General features: G+C 50.9%; 18 protein-coding genes and 3 tRNA genes. 12 read left to right on the forward strand and 9 right to left on the reverse strand.

The window, feature by feature from the left end:
- Positions 1-66 precede the first annotated feature (66 nt).
- The 3 genes from Q9L42_RS19200 to Q9L42_RS19210 are packed head-to-tail and all read right to left on the reverse strand — an operon-like array spanning position 67 to position 3,116.
- Positions 67-1,350, reverse strand: coding sequence for a MinD/ParA family protein (locus tag Q9L42_RS19200; RefSeq protein WP_349431634.1), 1,284 nt, complete (start codon positions 1,348-1,350; stop codon positions 67-69).
- Between the two features lie 6 nt (positions 1,351-1,356).
- Positions 1,357-2,496: a carboxynorspermidine decarboxylase gene (locus Q9L42_RS19205; RefSeq protein WP_349431635.1), complete on the reverse strand. Its 1,140-nt coding sequence runs from the start codon at positions 2,494-2,496 to the stop codon at positions 1,357-1,359.
- Positions 2,496-3,116: a 5-formyltetrahydrofolate cyclo-ligase gene (locus Q9L42_RS19210; protein ID WP_349431636.1), complete on the reverse strand. Its 621-nt coding sequence runs from the start codon at positions 3,114-3,116 to the stop codon at positions 2,496-2,498. The genes Q9L42_RS19205 and Q9L42_RS19210 overlap by 1 nt, the downstream gene beginning before the upstream one ends.
- Positions 3,117-3,367: 251 nt before the next feature.
- On the opposite strand from Q9L42_RS19210, the gene Q9L42_RS19215 reads away from it, so the two are divergent.
- A complete protein-coding gene (locus tag Q9L42_RS19215) occupies positions 3,368-4,276 on the forward strand; it encodes an NAD(P)-dependent methylenetetrahydromethanopterin dehydrogenase (protein WP_305906770.1) in 909 nt (302 codons plus the stop codon).
- A gap of 37 nt (positions 4,277-4,313) precedes the next feature.
- Complete coding sequence (locus Q9L42_RS19220; protein WP_305906769.1) at positions 4,314-5,219, forward strand: NAD(P)-dependent methylenetetrahydromethanopterin dehydrogenase; 906 nt, start codon at positions 4,314-4,316, stop codon at positions 5,217-5,219.
- 29 nt (positions 5,220-5,248) lie between these two features.
- On the opposite strand, the gene Q9L42_RS19225 is transcribed toward Q9L42_RS19220, so the two are convergent.
- Complete coding sequence (locus Q9L42_RS19225) at positions 5,249-5,899, reverse strand: response regulator (protein WP_305906768.1); 651 nt, start codon at positions 5,897-5,899, stop codon at positions 5,249-5,251.
- Positions 5,900-6,301: 402 nt separating this feature from the next.
- Here Q9L42_RS19225 and Q9L42_RS19230 point away from each other — a divergent pair, with 402 nt between their 5' ends.
- The 3 genes from Q9L42_RS19230 (at position 6,302) to Q9L42_RS19240 (ending at position 8,444) form a co-directional block, all read left to right on the forward strand.
- Positions 6,302-7,141 carry a motility protein A gene (locus tag Q9L42_RS19230; RefSeq protein ID WP_349431637.1) on the forward strand — a complete coding sequence of 280 codons (840 nt, stop codon included), beginning with the start codon at positions 6,302-6,304 and terminating at the stop codon, positions 7,139-7,141.
- A complete protein-coding gene (locus Q9L42_RS19235; protein ID WP_305906766.1) occupies positions 7,138-8,055 on the forward strand; it encodes an OmpA/MotB family protein in 918 nt (305 codons plus the stop codon). The genes Q9L42_RS19230 and Q9L42_RS19235 overlap by 4 nt, the downstream gene beginning before the upstream one ends.
- A gap of 218 nt (positions 8,056-8,273) precedes the next feature.
- Positions 8,274-8,444 (forward strand): hypothetical protein, encoded by a 171-nt coding sequence (locus Q9L42_RS19240; protein ID WP_305906765.1) that lies wholly within the window; start codon positions 8,274-8,276, stop codon positions 8,442-8,444.
- Between the two features lie 18 nt (positions 8,445-8,462).
- Here Q9L42_RS19240 and Q9L42_RS19245 read toward each other — a convergent pair whose 3' ends face one another.
- Both Q9L42_RS19245 and Q9L42_RS19250 read right to left on the reverse strand, forming a co-directional pair.
- Complete coding sequence (locus Q9L42_RS19245) at positions 8,463-9,191, reverse strand: UDP-2,3-diacylglucosamine diphosphatase (RefSeq protein ID WP_349431638.1); 729 nt, start codon at positions 9,189-9,191, stop codon at positions 8,463-8,465.
- A 116-nt stretch (positions 9,192-9,307) separates the two neighbouring features.
- Positions 9,308-9,820 carry a peptidylprolyl isomerase gene (locus Q9L42_RS19250; RefSeq protein WP_305906764.1) on the reverse strand — a complete coding sequence of 171 codons (513 nt, stop codon included), beginning with the start codon at positions 9,818-9,820 and terminating at the stop codon, positions 9,308-9,310.
- A 195-nt stretch (positions 9,821-10,015) separates the two neighbouring features.
- Between Q9L42_RS19250 and cysS the strand changes: the two genes are divergently transcribed.
- The 7 genes from cysS (at position 10,016) to Q9L42_RS19285 (ending at position 14,680) form a co-directional block, all read left to right on the forward strand.
- Positions 10,016-11,401, forward strand: coding sequence for a cysteine--tRNA ligase (cysS, locus tag Q9L42_RS19255; RefSeq protein WP_305906763.1), 1,386 nt, complete (start codon positions 10,016-10,018; stop codon positions 11,399-11,401).
- Positions 11,402-11,551: 150 nt separating this feature from the next.
- Entirely contained in the window at positions 11,552-12,181 is a 630-nt protein-coding gene (fchA, locus tag Q9L42_RS19260) for a methenyltetrahydrofolate cyclohydrolase (RefSeq protein WP_305906762.1), read from the forward strand.
- Between the two features lie 817 nt (positions 12,182-12,998).
- Positions 12,999-13,075: transfer RNA gene (locus Q9L42_RS19265), tRNA-Pro, on the forward strand.
- A 6-nt stretch (positions 13,076-13,081) separates the two neighbouring features.
- A tRNA-Arg gene (locus tag Q9L42_RS19270) sits at positions 13,082-13,158 on the forward strand.
- 23 nt (positions 13,159-13,181) lie between these two features.
- Positions 13,182-13,257, forward strand: a tRNA-His gene (locus Q9L42_RS19275).
- A gap of 487 nt (positions 13,258-13,744) precedes the next feature.
- On the forward strand, positions 13,745-14,305 hold the full coding sequence (locus Q9L42_RS19280) for a protoglobin domain-containing protein (protein WP_305906760.1): 561 nt from the start codon (positions 13,745-13,747) through the stop codon (positions 14,303-14,305).
- Between the two features lie 12 nt (positions 14,306-14,317).
- Positions 14,318-14,680, forward strand: a complete 363-nt coding sequence (locus Q9L42_RS19285; RefSeq protein ID WP_305906759.1) for a roadblock/LC7 domain-containing protein — start codon at positions 14,318-14,320, stop codon at positions 14,678-14,680.
- A gap of 111 nt (positions 14,681-14,791) precedes the next feature.
- On the opposite strand, the gene Q9L42_RS19290 is transcribed toward Q9L42_RS19285, so the two are convergent.
- Genes Q9L42_RS19290 through Q9L42_RS19300 form a run of 3 tightly spaced genes read right to left on the reverse strand, consistent with a single transcriptional unit; the run spans position 14,792 to position 16,269 of the window.
- Positions 14,792-15,508, reverse strand: a complete 717-nt coding sequence (locus Q9L42_RS19290) for a hypothetical protein (RefSeq protein ID WP_305906758.1) — start codon at positions 15,506-15,508, stop codon at positions 14,792-14,794.
- A gap of 45 nt (positions 15,509-15,553) precedes the next feature.
- Positions 15,554-15,868: a nucleotidyltransferase domain-containing protein gene (locus tag Q9L42_RS19295; RefSeq protein ID WP_305906757.1), complete on the reverse strand. Its 315-nt coding sequence runs from the start codon at positions 15,866-15,868 to the stop codon at positions 15,554-15,556.
- The gene (locus tag Q9L42_RS19300; RefSeq protein WP_305906756.1) at positions 15,865-16,269 is read right to left on the reverse strand and encodes a nucleotidyltransferase substrate binding protein; all 405 of its coding nucleotides are present in this window, start codon (positions 16,267-16,269) and stop codon (positions 15,865-15,867) included. Before Q9L42_RS19300 ends, Q9L42_RS19295 begins: the two co-directional genes overlap by 4 nt.
- Between the last annotated feature and the right edge of the window lie 173 nt (positions 16,270-16,442).

Genomic DNA, 16,442 nt, shown 5'->3' on the forward strand with positions numbered 1-16,442 from the left:
GAATTGCTGACATCTCGGTGTGCTATCGCCCTATAAAGAAGGGTTGCGGATAGACAGTGGAAAAGCTTATTTGTTCTGCAACAATCGGGCGATATCCTCCAGCAATTGTTCGCCGTCGTCGAAGTATCTGACGCCGAAGCGGGTTCGGTAAATTTCGCCGAACCGCATCAGCAGCGCGGAAAATTCCTGACGGGAAAAGCGCTCGCCCTCCATCTGAGCGATCATACTGGCGATAGGGTCGTCAATTTTTTTATCGAACTGCCGTTCGAAACTGTTGCTCAGCGTTTTATACAGTAAACGCGCCTTGTCCTCATTGCCATGGACATCGGCCAACAAACCGGCAATCACACTGTCAGTGCTTTTGACCGGCTTATGGTGCTGTTTTTGGTAAACGCTTTCCAGCGTCGTGATCAGCTCTCGCATATCCTCTTCCGGATAACCGCGACGCTCCAGCCAGGCGAACACATCGGCCATCTGAAATTCGCCCTCTTCCCGCTGTTTCGCGGCAGGAGGCGCGGCCGAAGACTTCTCATGCTGTTGGATTTTTTGTTGGCTGGCCGCCGATATCTTGCGCCAATAATGACTGAAATAAGGTAGGTTTTTTTCGTTCAGGAATTGTCTTTTGACGATATCGGCCAAGGCGAAGAAACAACAACTGACTGATGATTCGGGCGCGCCTATCACCACCGGCTGCTGCCGACTGACTGCATCCGCCACGGCCGCATCATTGGCCAGGTAGCCCAGATAGTGGATATTGACCTTCAGGTATTTTTCCACCGCCATCTGAAAGCGTCTAAACACCTTTTGACTGACTTTATAATCATCGACACGATTGACCAGCGCAAAAAGATTGCGCTTGCCGCCCCTGATCGACAGCATCTTCAGCAAGGCAAAGGCATCGGTCAGCGAAGTCGGCTCCGGCGTAATCACGACGACCCGATACTGCGCCGAGGCGACGAAATCCAGCACCCCGCTGTCGATGCCCGCGGCGGTATCGATCAGGATATAGTCGAAGCGCTGTTCCAATTCGGCCAGCGCGTTCACCAACACCTGACGCTGTTCTCTGCCTAAATCCGAACAACGACGCACGCCGGAGGCCGCGGGCACGACAGATAAGCCGCCCTCCACTTCCACGATGATTTCCGCTATGCGCTTGTCGCCATTAAGCACCTGTTCGAGGGTGTATTGCGGCTGTATGCCCAGCAGGATATTGATGTTGGCCAGCCCGGTATCGGCATCGAACACACAGACTTTTGCATGCCGGGCGGCCAAGGCCAAACCGAGATTGGTGGCGGCATTGGTCTTGCCGACGCCGCCTTTACCACTGGTTATCGCAATAACTGTCGCCATGCCTCGCTATCCTCCGACCCGCCATTGCTTGCGATAATCCTGGTAATCATCCTGTTTCAGCTGCATCAAGTTTTTTCCGTCCCAGTTATAAATCGTCGGTAAATTATAGCCGTTGAAGCGATTGGCCTTGATCAGACTATAGGCGCCGAGGTTTTTAAACACGATGCGCTCGCCGATTTCCGGCGTCTTGTCGAAACGATATTCACCAAACAGGTCGCCGGCCAAACAGCTCGACCCCGCCAGAATAACAGGTACCTCTCCCTGCTGTGGATTTAGCAATTCCGCTGCGCGCTGGTATTCAAAAATTTCGGGATGATGATTGACCGTGCTGTCGACAATCAAGACGGTCTTGCCGTCACTGTCGAAGCGGTCGATCACGCGAGTGCACAGATAGCCGGCCCGGCCAACGATGTCCTTGCCAGGTTCGATATAGACATCCAACGCGAAATCCCCTTTCAAGGCCTTGACCAGCTGCACAAATGCCCCCTTGTCCTCTATCTGGCTGAACAGATAACCACCGCCCAGGTTGAGCCATTTCAGAGCACTCGCCTGTTTCGACAAAGCCTTACTGATCTTCTCCATGGTCCGCAGCAACGGAGAAAAATCCTGACAGGAAAAAACGGTATGAAAATGCAACCCCTCGACGTCTCCGGCCCAATCTAATTGGTCCAGCAGCTCGATATCGATCCCTAATTTGGAATGGGGCCGACAGGGATCGAAGCGTAGGTCGCTTAGAAATGACAGCTTCGGATTGATGCGTAAACCAGGCGAATATTCGCCCCCCTTAGCCGCCAGTGTTTGCCATTGCCCGGGGGAATTAAAACTGATATGACTGCAAAGTTTGCTTAATTCGGCAAATTCGCCGTTCCTCAGTCCCGGCGAAGTCAGGTGTATGCTGCCGTCAGCACCGATACACTCCCGAGCCAGTCTAGCCTCGAATAAGGAGCTGACTGAAATGCCGTCCAACTCCTGCGCCGCTAACTCCACGACCGGTTGTAACGGCAAAGCCTTCATCGAATACAGCACCTTGCATCCGCTTTCCTCTCGCAATTCGGCGAGATCGCGCAAGCTTTTACGGATGGCGGTCTCGTCGACGATAAAAGCCGGACTGTCTGTTAAACCCTGCTCCCGCAAACACGCTTCCATCAGCGCCCCTTACCCCGGTAAACCGCCGTTTCGGTGATGACCTTATCCATGTAGACGTCATGGCTGTCCATCGCGACCGACTCTAGCAATTGCGCCTGATAACATACCCCCGCCACCACAGCATCCTCGCGAACATTCTCCAATAGGCGATCGTAATAACCGGCGCCATGACCGAGACGCCCGCCATTGCAATCGAATGCTACGCCGGGCGCCATGATCAGATCGAGCTCCTCGACATCGACCCGTTTCGCCGGCTCCAGCCATCTTTCCTGCGGCGGCTCCAGAATTCCCCAGGTTCCTGTCACCAGTTCATTAAGATCCTCCAAACGCCATAAGCCCAGTTTATTACGGCCCTGTTCATCGACGGTGCAGTAAGGAATCACGCAGCATTTGTCGCTATCCAACTGGGTAAGCAGCGTGTCCACTGTCCTAACCTCGGAGCGACAGTGCAGATACCACATGACAGTGCCGGCCCATTGATACTCCGGAAGCGCAACAAACTGCTCACAAATCTTTCGACTGAGCTCATCTTTCTCTGATTGAGCCTGACGCGCCGCATCGGCTTGGCGACGCTGTTGCTGTTTTAGCACCGATTTATCCCCTTCTTCACTCTCACTCACCTGCCTTTCACCTTTCACCTTTCGTCTTTCGTCTTTCGTCTTTCGTCTTTCGTCTTTCGTCTTTCGTCTTTCGTCTTTCGTCTTTCGTCTTTCGTCTTTCGTCTTTCGTCTTTCGTCTTTCGTCTTTCGTCTTTCGTCTTTCGTCTTTCGTCAGCAATTATACCCTCACAATGAAACTCAAACCGCACAAGCCTGTTATCGACCGGTATTTTCTTTTATACTTAAGCGCTAAACAACTTCAAGAGGTAACCATGGAAAAACCATTTATTCTACACATGCTGACAACGGCGAAAAATTTAAGTCCTTTCGATGTCAACATGGCAATGGACGCGGGCTGGCTGCAAGCGGTCCCCTATATAAATGTTGAACCTAGCGAAGTTCGCGGCCTGGTTCAGGACGCCATCTTCTCACGTAGCCCCAAAGGCTTGAAAAGAACCGGCATCTTCATTGGCGGCCGTGAAACAAAATTGGCAATGGACATGTTGAAAACGGCGAAAAACTCGATGGTTCCGCCTTTTGAAGTTTCCGTATTCGCCGACCCCAGCGGCGCTTTTACCACGGCTGCCGGCATGGTTGCCGCAGTTGAAAAAGAGCTGGCCGACAAATTCGGCTCCACGCTGGAAGGCAAAAACATCCTCGCGCTAGGCGGAACAGGACCCGTCGGACAGGCGGCCGCCGTCATCGCCGCTCAGGCCGGCGCCAATGTCAGAATTATCGGACGCCAGTTGGAAAAAGCCGAACGCATCGCCGACTTATGCAGCAATGAATTCGGCGACGGCAAAATCTCCATCAGCGCGGGCGCCGACGCCGATAAGGCGGAATACATTAAAACCACCGATGTGGTTTTTGCGACCGGCGCGGCCGGCATCGAACTGTTGAGCGCGGAACTGATCGCCTCGGCGCCGCAATTGAAAGTCGCGGCCGACGTCAATGCGGTTCCACCCTCCGGCATTGCCGGCGTCGATGCCTTCGATAACGGCGCGGCCATCGCGGGTTCACAAAGCGGCGCCGTCGGCATTGGCGCGCTGGCGATCGGCAACATCAAATATCAGGCCCAAAGTCGTCTGCTGAAGCGGATGCTGGAATCCGACAAGCCTCTCTATATACATTTTGAACACGCTTTTGAAGTCGCTCGTGAATTTATTAAAGAATCTGCTTAAAGGCTTTTGTCCCCATCATCCGAAAGGAGGCCAGAAAATGGATAAACGTAGTATCCTCCATATGTTCGATCCGACGCCTAACAACAGCCCCTTCGACGTCAACATGGCGCTGGATGCCGGCTTCGATGTATTGATGCCGTATTCGAATGTCAAATTGGAAAGCGTGCATGGCCTGACGCAAGACGCCATTTTTTCGCGCGGGCCAAGCGGCGTCAAAAAAACCGCGATCTTCATCGGCGGGCGCGACATGGGACTGGCTATCGACATGCTGAAAACCGCCCAACAGGCGATGGTGCCTCCTTTCCAGATTTCCGTGTTTGCCGATCCCAGCGGCGCTTACACCACCGCCGCCGCACTGGTGGCTTGCGTGGAAAGAGAGCTGCAACAAAAACACGGCAAGGCGCTAAAAGGCAGCAAAGCTCTGGTTTTTGGCGGCACCGGCCCGGTCGGCATCGCCACCGGCGTGATCGCTTCGCTGGCAGGCGCCGATACGACGCTGGTGGATCATCTGTCGCTTGACGCGGCCAATGACGCCGCCAAGGAATACAACCGACGCTTTAAGTCGACGCTGCAGGGCGCCGTGGCTGGTTCCGATGACGCAAAAGCCGCCTTGATCACCGATGCAGACATTATTTTCTGCACCGCCAAGGCCGGCATTCAGGTCTTGAATGCACGGGTCCTAGCCGAGGTCAAACAGCTGAAAGTAGCCGGCGATGTCAATGCAGTCCCCCCGATGGGCATCGAAGGCATTAAGCTGAAAGACTTCGGCGCCCCGCTGATCCATGCGACCGGCGTTAGCGGCGCGGTCGGCGTCGGACCGCTGGCGGTCGGCGATATCAAATATCAACTGCAAAATGTGTTGTTGAAATCGATGCTGGAAAGCGAAACCCCGCTATACCTGGACTTTCGCGACGCCTTCAGCAAGGCGCAAACCTTGGTGTGAGCTCACGGATACTGAAGAAATCGCTTTCTTCAGTATCCGCTGACCGAGTTCTCCAGTAAATTAAACTTGACCGCCAAACGCGTTAATTCGACGTCATTTTTAACCTTCAATTTCTCATACAGGCGATAGCGATAGGTATTCACCGTCTTGTCGCTGATCACCAGAATATCCGACATTTCCTGGATACTCTTGCCTTGCAGAATCAGATTAACCACCTGCGATTCTCGTTGCGATAATTTACCGAACGGCGACGAACCTTCGTCCTGCAAGCCTTGAAAAGCCAGATTGTTAGCCACTTCCGAACACAGATAACGTTGGCCTGACATAACGGTATGGATCGCATTGACCATCTCGTCCACCGGCGAGCCTTTGGAAATAAATCCCATCGCCCCCATTTTCAGCAAGCGCTGAGGCACCGGCCCATTGTTGCACACCGACAACACGATGACCTTAGCCTCAGGGTTGGATTGCAGAATCCTCCGACAGGTTTCCACACCGCCGATGCCCGGCATATTGATATCCAGCATAATAATGTCCGGATCATGCTTTTCCAGCAGCTCCAGAGCCTCCTCTCCGGTACTGCACACATCGACGACCTCGATTGAATCGACCGCATTCAACAAAGCCTCAACCCCGGTTCTGACCAACTCATGATCATCAACAAGTAAAACCTTAATCATAAAATCACTGCACTATAAATTGAATATTTTGACAAACGTCATGATGACGCCCATCGATCCCTGAACAAATGCCTTTTAGTGTCACAAATTTTCCACTATACAGCAATTACTATCGTTTCGTACCGGTTCAAAGCATAGACCATTTTCCATTGGTATGCACAGCATCATTACCGGCTAGGTTATGCTGCCGTATTTTACAACAAAGCGCTTTAGACCTCGCACAATATTATCCCGCCACAACTGTTTCAGCAATCCTTAATTTAGATAACAAAGAGGGCTAGATGTGTGTGGATGTGGGCGGGTTACGCGACAATCACCGGCAACATAGCGCAATCGCCCCGATCCAATCATAACTGCCTCGGATATTGCGGACGCAATAAAAAGTTATGCTATGCTTTTGCCATGAAAAACAGCAAATGGCTCTCGCAATCTGTGGCTAAACAACCGGCTATTAATTATTCCACCACGATAGGCATCTTGTTAAGTCTGGCGCTATTGATCTTCATTATCGCTTACGCCGCTAACGATCCGGATACCTTCATCAATTTCCCCGGACTGACCATCGTACTGGGCGGCACGTTGGCGGCGGCATTTCTCAGTTATCCATTACGCGATATCAAACAAGCCATCAAATCGATCAAACGCGTTTTCTTTTACGACAGCTTGAATCCGCAACGGGAAGCCGATGAAATCATCGCCGTCGCCAAGATGTGGTTTCAACACGATACCGCCGCCATCGAGAATGTCATCGACAACATCAACAATCCGTATTTGAAAACCAGCTTTCAGCTGATCGTCGACAACACCCCGGTTGAAGACATCCTAGCCTTATTGAAATGGCGTATTTCCCGCTTGCGTGCCAAGGAAAGAGCCGAATCGAGCATTTTCCACAGCATGGCCTCGTTCGCCCCGGCCTTCGGCATGCTGGGAACGCTGGTCGGCCTGATCAACATGCTACAAATCATCGAAATCAAGGACATCAGCTCGATCACCGCCAACATGGCCGTCGCCTTGACCACGACCTTTTACGGACTGATGCTGGCCAACCTGATGTTCAACCCCATCGCCATCAAACTGGAAAGAAGAACGGAACAGCGCATCATGCTGATGAGCATGCTGATGGAAGGCATCACGCTGATCGCCGAACGCCGCAACCCCTCTTTTATCCGAGAAACCCTCAGTTCATTCATCGTTCATTACGAGGATGAATTGCAAGACAGCGGCAAGCCCCAGCACCGATGAACGGCAAGTCTTTCTCCCGCCTCGAATCCTCCCAGGCCATTGACGAATTACTGAGCTTGAGCGACCGCCGCCAGCCGCCAAACTGGCTGCTGACCTATCTCGACGTCTTCGTACTGATTGTCATGCTGGTGGTCACGCTGGTGGCCTTGAGCACGTTTGAGCCCGACGTTCGGAGCAATGAAAAACCGACAAAAATCGTCATTATCAAAAAAACCATCAAGCCGGCGAAGAAAGCCGAACCCGCACCCGTCGTTCCTGCCGAGCCTGCTGTAGCGCCGCCACCGGCAAAACCTCAACAGCCCATTCAAGTCGAAACGGAGCCAACGGTTGCGCCGGAAAAGACACCCATAGCCACAAAACCGGCTGCGACAATACAGACTACCGAAAACACACCGCTGCCCGAACAAGAACAGGCAGCCGAAAGCAAAACCGAACCTAAGGACGAAGCGGCCATGCAACAACAATTGCATAGCCAGCTGCAACAACTGGGCCTGTCCGACAGCATCAACATGACCGTCACGCAGGGCTATGCCCAACTGGAGATTCAAGACAACATCCTCTATCAATCGTCGGAGGCGACACTGACCGAAACGGGAAGGTCGGTGTTAAGTAAGCTGACACCACTGCTGAAACAAGCCAAGGGTTTGATATATATCGAAGGGCATACCGACAACCGCCCGATCAAAACCGCTCAATTTCCGTCCAACTGGGAACTAGGCGCCGCCAGGGCCACCAGCGTGCTGCATTTTCTCGCCTCCCAACAGATCGATGCCTCCAGAATGCGGGCGGTCACCTACGCCGATACTCAACCGATTGCCGACAATGCCACCGAACCGGGACGGCGAAAAAACCGGCGCGTCAATATCGTCGTCAAGATGCCTGACAACACTAACGTCCCTTACAAAACCGAATAAATCCGCCTTCTCAGCAAAATTGCTTGCACAAAAAGCGTGCAGAACGTTTAGATTTACGAGCAAAAGCGTCGACTTTCTTTACAGTAAAGCCCGGCATAATGTCAGATAATGCCGACCCACCCTGACAGATCAAGCCCTCACCAGCAAAGGCATGATTTTTGCGTTAATTTTGTTAACAGCTTTATCCCGATAAATACTACAATACAAGGGTAATTTTTATGGCCTTCGTCAAAGCCCAATCAGTCTTGCTGAAGCTTATCACATACGTTTTCATCGTCACCGTGTTTTTGAATTTCAGCGTTGAACCGGCTATCGCCGGAGAATTGACTTTGCAGAGCGGCAAATTTGACAATTCGATAGGATGGGAAGAGCAAAGCGCCCCACATTAACGCCAGTCTGCTAATTTATTAAGCCAGACGTTCGATCGTATAACCTTCGTCCGTCCAACATAAGATATCGGCGCCCTGCCTCTTCCAGTCCGCCAATACAAAACGTTGCGCCGAACAACCGTCCAAATCAAAATCATGCACTGCCGGTCGATGGGTATGACCGTGAATCAGCCGCTTACACCGATAACGCCGCATCGTGTCGACAACGGTTTGCTGATTGACATCCATGATCTCCTGAGTTTTCTTGCGCTTGTGAAAATGGCTGCGAAAACGATACCAACGCGCCGCCAACAATCGCAACCATAAGGGCTTGGCCAAGACGTCGGCCATCCATTCAGTCGTTCGCGACTTGGCTCTGAATTGCTGATAAGCTATATCGTCGCTGCACAGCAAATCGCCATGCGTCAGCAAGGTCTGAACCCCGAACAAATCGATGACATGATAATCGTCCAGCAATCTCACACCGGTTTCCTCGGCAAACTGCCTGCCTAGCAGAAAATCGCGATTGCCCACTTGCAAATAAACCGCGGTTCCGGATGCGGTCAATTGTTTCAGTTGCTTCTTGATCGCTTTATTCGGAGGCGTGCTGTCGTCATCACCGATCCAGGCGTCAAACAAATCGCCCAGGATATATAGCGCACCAGCGCGTACCGCCCTATTCTCCAGAAAAGCTAGAAACCTGCGAGTGATAGCTTTTTTTTCCAGCGAAATATGCAGATCGGAGATAAAAATGATTTCCTGTTTCAATGTATTGCTATGAAGTTATTCAGTTCCGAATTCGTAAACAGGCAGACAGTCGCCCTGAAGGAATGGCGACACCCATCGCATCTCAAGATTTGATGACGATGAGCCTCGGCGGAGTGTTATTCGACCACTTCGGCTTTTTCGATCACGATGTCGGTTTTCGGCACATCCTGATGCATGCCATGGTTTCCGGTCGGCACATCGGCCATTTGATCGACCACATCCATGCCTTCAACGACCTCGGCGAAAACAGCATACCCCCAACCATTCGGCGTCGGACTGCTAAAGTCCAGGAAACTGTTGTCTTTGTAATTGATAAAAAATTGCGCGGTCGCCGAATCGGGATCCGGCGTGCGCGCCATCGCCAACGTGCCGCGCTTGTTTTTCAACCCATTATCCGCTTCATTTTTAATCGGCGCGTGTGTCTGCTTTTGTTTGAAGTCGCTATCAAAGCCGCCTCCCTGAGCCATGAAACCGGGAATCACCCGATGAAAGATAGTGCCGTCATAAAAACCATCCCTGACGTAAGTCAGAAAATTTTCCGCCGAAATCGGCGCTTTTTCGGCATTCAATTGAATAACAATCTCGCCCATGGACGTGGTTAACTTTACTTTTTCTTGGCTTTCAGACATGTTATTTTCCGTTGCAAATGAAAGAATTGGTAATATTGACAAGATCAGGAAAAACGATTTCAAGTACAGATTCCCCTAAAAATGATGCAAACAGCAGATTCTATTTGTTTTTTTCTTGAAAGAGAAGCCCAAAACTTGGTAAATTGGCAAGTTTTTTTACCGTTCTGGTAATGCAATCAAACTATCGTGGCGAAAATGCTGAAAATATATAACACCTTAACACGAAGCAAAGAAACCTTTACACCCAGAGTGGCCGGCAAAGTTGGGATGTATGTTTGCGGCATGACGGTTTACGATTACTGCCATATCGGCCATGCCCGCGTCATGGTGGTATTCGATACGGTCGCACGTTATTTCAGATATCTGGGCTATGATCTGACCTATGTGCGTAACGTCACCGACATAGACGACAAAATCATCCAACGCGCCAACGAAAATGGTGAAGATTTCAGCGCCCTGACCGAACGCTTCATCGACGCGATGCATGAAGATGAACGCGCCTTGTCGGTATTGCCGCCGAATCGGGAACCGAAAGCCACGCAATCGATGGATGAAATCATCGCAATGATCGGCAAACTGATCGACAACGACCTGGCCTATGTCGGCAGCAACGGCGATGTGTTTTATGCGGTCGCCAAATTCGAAAATTATGGCCGCCTGTCCGGTAAAAACCTTGCTGACCTTCAAGCCGGGGAACGCGTCGATGTCGACACCGCCAAACGCGATCCGCTCGACTTCGTGCTCTGGAAAACAGCCAAACCCGGCGAACCCTATTGGGACTCCCCTTGGGGACACGGCCGCCCCGGCTGGCATATCGAATGCTCGGCGATGTCGACCTGCTGCCTGGGCAACTATTTCGACATCCACGGCGGCGGCATGGATTTACAGTTCCCGCACCATGAAAACGAAATAGCCCAATCTGAAGGCGCGACCGGCGAGAAATTCGTCAATCTATGGATGCATAACGGATTCGTCAGGGTCAACGAAGAGAAAATGTCCAAATCATTGGGCAACTTTTTCACCGTGCGCGAAGTGCTGAAACAGTATCGTCCGGAAATCATTCGCTTCTTCATCCTGTCCAGCCACTATCGCAGTCCGCTGAATTATTCCGACGAACAACTGGACGAGGCCGGCGCCGCCCTAACCCGTCTTTATACGGCGCTGCGCGGCATCGATATCGGCGACGCTGATATCGACAAGGCCTACAAGGCCGCCTTCGAGCAAGCGATGAATGACGATTTCAACACGCCAGTCGCCATTTCGGTGTTGTTCGACCTCGCCAGAGACTTGAACAAGTCTAAAAACAATCCCGACAAAATCCAAGCGCTGGCCGCCACATTGAAATTCCTCGGCTCCATCCTCGGCATCTTGCAGGACGATCCGGACAACTTTCTAAAGGGCGGCGCCAATAAAGAAGGTCTGTCCGAACAGGACATCGAGCAATTAATCGAAGAGCGTGCGCAAGCCAAACAAAACAAAGACTGGGCCAAGGCCGACCAGATCCGCGACCAGTTGAAGGCGCAAGGCATCGTACTGGAAGACGCCCCCGGCGGCAAAACCACCTGGCGCCGAGAAAGCTAGCACAGGAAGCAGCCCGCATGCCGGACGAATCCAGCCGGCCACTTGTTATTTATTTAGTAGGCTGGGTTAGCACAGCGTTAACCCAACAGTGAAATACAGCCTGTAAACTCAATGCAGGCCTGTAGCTAATATCAACACGACCAACAGACAATGAACGAAATCAAAGACAAATCGATAGCCGTTTTTCTCGACGAACTGGCCAGTAAAGCAGCGACGCCGGGCGGCGGCAGCGCCGCGGCAGTGATGGGCGCACAATCAGCCGCCTTGACCAGCATGGTCTGCAATCTGACCATCGGCAAACCGAAATATGCCGAAGTGGAAACCGATATGCAGGCCTTATTAGATAAATCGGAAGCACTGCGGGCGAAACTGACCGAGATGATCAAGGCCGATGTCGAAGTATTCGACCAACTGATGACCTGTTATGGCTTGCCCAAGGAAAGCGATGAAGAAAAAGCCGCCAGAAGTGAGCAAATCCAAGCCGCTTTGAAGGAAGCGACGATAGTGCCGCTGGACTGCGCCAAGGCTTGCGCCGAAGCAATAAGACTCAGCCGCATCGCCGCCGATAAAGGCAATCTGGGCGTCATCAGCGATGCCGGCGTCGCCGTCATGGCCGGCTACGCAGCGCTAAAAAGCGCCGCATTGAATGTCTACATCAATGCCGGCAGCCTTAAAGATAGGGACTTCGCCGATGCCAAACTGGCTGAATTAGAATCCATCCTGCAAGGCGCCGATATCGCCAGCGAAGAGATTTATCAGCTTGTCAAAGAAAAATTGTAACTACCTCCCATCGACAATCCAGCGGCATGGCTAGTATCTGGGCGGGGCGGGTATTTAACCCGCCCCAAACGTTTAACTTACTCTATTCACGGTTGAATCGTTCAGGACCTCGTTGACCTGCATTTCGCATAGCGACATGCGTCTACTTGCGCCGCGCCTCCGCCAAAGTCTGCCGTAGGAGGCCCGCCCTCGGGCCGAATGGCTCTTTTCGCGCCGAGGGCGGCGCTCCTACGCAAAGCACCGTCTTGCCTTCAGATGTGCTGAACAGCGTGAAGCGCATCAAAAACCGGTGCGCTTCCTATCGTCAGCACACCCTACCCGCACCGGTAGGGTGGATCAAGCGTAGCGGATCCACCAACGTAGGGCGGCTTCGCGAAGCAAGCCGCCAAAAACCGCCACCGGAGGCAAAATTGGTCATTGTGGTATCCAAGCGCATTGCCTGGCGGCGAATCACCCTACAGTTGCATGCCAATATAGCCTTACCTTCGGATGTGTCGAACAGCGTGAAGCGCATCAAAAACCGGTGCGCTTCCTATCGTCAGCACACCCTACCCTACCCGCACCGGTAGGGTGGATCAAGCGTAGCGGATCCGCCAACGTAGGGCCGCGCTTGCTCCGCCAAAGTCTACCGTAGGAGGCCCGCCCTCGGGCCGAATGGCTCTTTTCGCGCCGAGGGCGGCGCTCCTACGCAAAGCACCGTCTTGCCTTGAAAATAAATCGCAAAAATTACTTGACGCTCAAGGCCGTCTTCCGTATCATAGCGGTTCTTCGCAGGGTGACCTACTTACTTGGTTCTCCTCATATAGAAGGTTCAGATCGGGGTATAGCGCAGTTTGGTAGCGCGCCTGCTTTGGGAGCAGGATGTCGGGGGTTCGAATCCCTCTACCCCGACCAAGATTTGCGCTTGTAGCTCAGTTGGATAGAGCATCGGCCTTCTAAGCCGAGGGTCGCAGGTTCGAATCCTGCCAAGCGTGCCATTCTTGCAAGATCTCATATTATGGTGAGCGTAGCTCAGTTGGTAGAGCCCCGGATTGTGATTCCGGTTGTCGTGGGTTCGAGCCCCATCGTTCACCCCATTCTTTTCAAGCCCCCTATTGCATTTGAAATCCTGCATTTGCCCGACACTGTCGGAATCAGCCTAATTAAACACCACCCTCTTGCTCTAACCTATTTCTTTTTCAGTCAATGCAAGTAGTTTGATCCCTGAATCGGCTTAGCATATTATTTAACCAGGCTGATCTTGATACTAACTGACACCCCAGAGTTTACCCCCTTCTTCCTTGAAAATCGCCATATCAGAGTCTTTCCTTGAGTGGAATTTATTGAAAGGCAACTCTCCCCTCTTTAAAAGGAAGATTACGCTAACTGATTGATATTCAATAAAAACCACAAGCTTTTTATGACAATTAAATTTCGTGACCAACAAAGCAGAATCTAAAAAAACAATTACCCCTACAATCCCGACTAATTCACTTGGTTTATACTTTGAGCGCGACTTGATTCGTTAAGTCAGCAAAAATACTCCTAAGCGGGTATCAAAACAATAATCAAGGAGAACTATCCATGTCACATGATTTTGACAAGTTAACTCGTTACGCTAAATCCTTCAGCGGCTTAACCCCTGAACTGGAAAACATATTGATTGAGGTGGGAGCAGAGATTAAACCGAAATTAGCCGGCGTTACCGAGGACTTTTACCAGCATTTACTCTCCATTCCGGAAGCGAAGGATTTTCTGGAGGACCGAGTCGAATCATTGAAAAAGACGCACCGACTCTGGCTGGAAGGCTTGTTTACCGGCCCTTTCGATAAAACCTACACCGAACAGATGTTTAAAGTCGGCGATGTCCATGTCAGGGTCAATTTACCGGTCGAATTTATGGCCGGCGCGATGACCTTGATCAACAATCGCCTGATCGAATTACTTATCGATACTTATGGTGATGACAAGGAATATTGCAAGCAAACCCAAGTTGCGATCAGCGCCATAACCGGCATGTCTCTGCTTGTTATGCAGCAGTCTTATCAAGAGGCCAGTCTGGCGGAGGAGCTCGAAAAATTTCTGAAGATTTCAGGCATGAGCCGGGCTTTGTTCACTAATTTAGCCTCGGCCTATAAAGATTAAAGGAGAATCACCATGCGTTCTGATATGCTATCTTCCATCTTGACGGAGCTCAACGGCTCTTCGGCGGATATCGAAGCCAGCGGCGTTATTTCCACCGACGGTCTGATGATGGCCGCTGTCCTGCCCGCTTCGCTGGATGAAGACCGAGTCGGCGCGATGAGCGCCGCGATGTTGTCGCTGGGCGACCGAACCGCGCAAGAACTGGCCCGCGGCGACCTGGAACAAGTATTGATTAAAGGCGAGAAAGGCTACGTCCTGATGACTTATGCCGGCAATGAAGCGGTATTGACGGTCTTGGCCAAACCCAACGCCAAATTAGGCCTGATCTTCTTGGATGTTAAAAGAGCCGCCGCCAATATTTCCGAATTGCTGTAAAGGCATATTGCCTTTAAAGATCAAAACCCTCAGATAATCAGGATTGTTTTGCAACGACAGGGAGCGGCTTTAGCCTAAGTTAGGCATCGCTCCCACACTTTTTGAGCCCCCTCACAACTGATCACAAGGAATATTGCCGCTCGCATAGGGATCGGGATTTTTCAAATATAACACCCTGTCATCGTTGCGATCATTCGCTTCTGGAAGAGAGTTAACGCTGCTATCGTATTCGATATGGGTATCAATGGCGGCATCACCTAATGCTAGTCCAGCGCCCGGACCCGCCGAAACCAAACGAGCATAATCAAAATTTGGCGCGTATCCATTGCTGCTATCCAAAGGAATTTGCAAAACAATAGGCCTGCGCCAAGCATCCATAACCTGTTGCTCTCCAACGCTAATGACTTGATGTACAAAACCACTGTTATCGGCCATATCATTAGCAAAACTACTGTCCAACCCAGCCGTCACTAAAGCTCCACCGGCTGCCAAATAAGGACCACGCCAACCCACGCCGGTTTTTGGGTTGAAACTATTAAACCCGGCGGGCTGTGTAAATAAATAACGCAAATTGATTGTTGTTAAGTCGTTTTTAGTATTTTGAGGATAAAACCCCAAGGTATCGCCATAAAACCCAGGACCGGCAGCACCGCCCATGATCGCCTGCTTGACCGCCTGCATCGTCGCATCGGTCGCCTGACACATCGCCATCCGCCCGGCGCCGCCGACATAAGGAATCGCCAAACCGGCCACCGCAATCAAGATCAATAACACCACGGTCAATTCCAGCAAGGTCATGCCCGTCTGCATGCCATATTTGCCATTCATAGTATTTTTTCCAAATTCATCTTCAATAAAAAGGGGGATAGATTTTTAATTAGACTTTTTCTTTTGGTAAAAAACCCGTCCTGCTCTGGCAATATGTTCTTCTAAATCAGGCGACTGCAAATGATCAAAAATCGAGACATCGAATAGATAAGGCGTATTCAGGTCGTCCAATGCTAATTTAATGGATGATAGCGTGGCTTCCGTAAGATTTTCACCGATCAACGTCAAATCAATATCAGAACCTTTGCGAAAACTTCCTTTGGCGCGAGAACCGTAAATGATGACCCGATCAACCTTCGGATAGCTCTCAAAAACCGCTAAAATGCGTTTAAATGTAGCTTGATCTAGGCCAAATCTCATAATAGGGTCTTCATTTTTTCATAAAAATTGGAGAAACAGTAAAAATAAGGCCCAGACACTTTTTTATACTCCTGCTCCAGTATACTTTCTTGATAGGTATGCACCGTTCTATTCCTGCTTTCAATCATATCCATCCAAGCTTGGCCGTTTTCCAGTAAATCAATATTGAAAGCACCTCGGGTTGCACTTCTGGAACCAGTGATATTTTGATACCCCTCATATTCTAGAAAATCCTTCATCACTTTCCATGCCAGTTCATGAGTAAACTCAAAACGCTGGATAATTCCCTCTTTGATAATCGCATCCGCATTATCATCATAAGTCTCGACCGCTTGTTTAAGCTGTAAAAAGGCCTTTTCAAAATTTGAAAAACGCTGTTTCCAGCGAACATCTTGTTCCATCTCTATCCATCCCACTGATTTTTAGTTTCAATTTTTCTACATAACCCTTTTTTTAATACAGGATCGCACCGAAACCCATCGACCAAGCCAACCACAGACTTGTTAACCGCCGAGTCACGAAGGCACAGAGATTTCATCAATTTGCGCCTCGGTGCCCCCCATTTCGTTTCGTC

Origin of the sequence: Methylomarinum sp. Ch1-1 (assembly GCF_030717995.2) — a bacterium.
Taxonomy (GTDB): Bacteria; Pseudomonadota; Gammaproteobacteria; order Methylococcales; family Methylomonadaceae; genus Methylomarinum; species Methylomarinum roseum.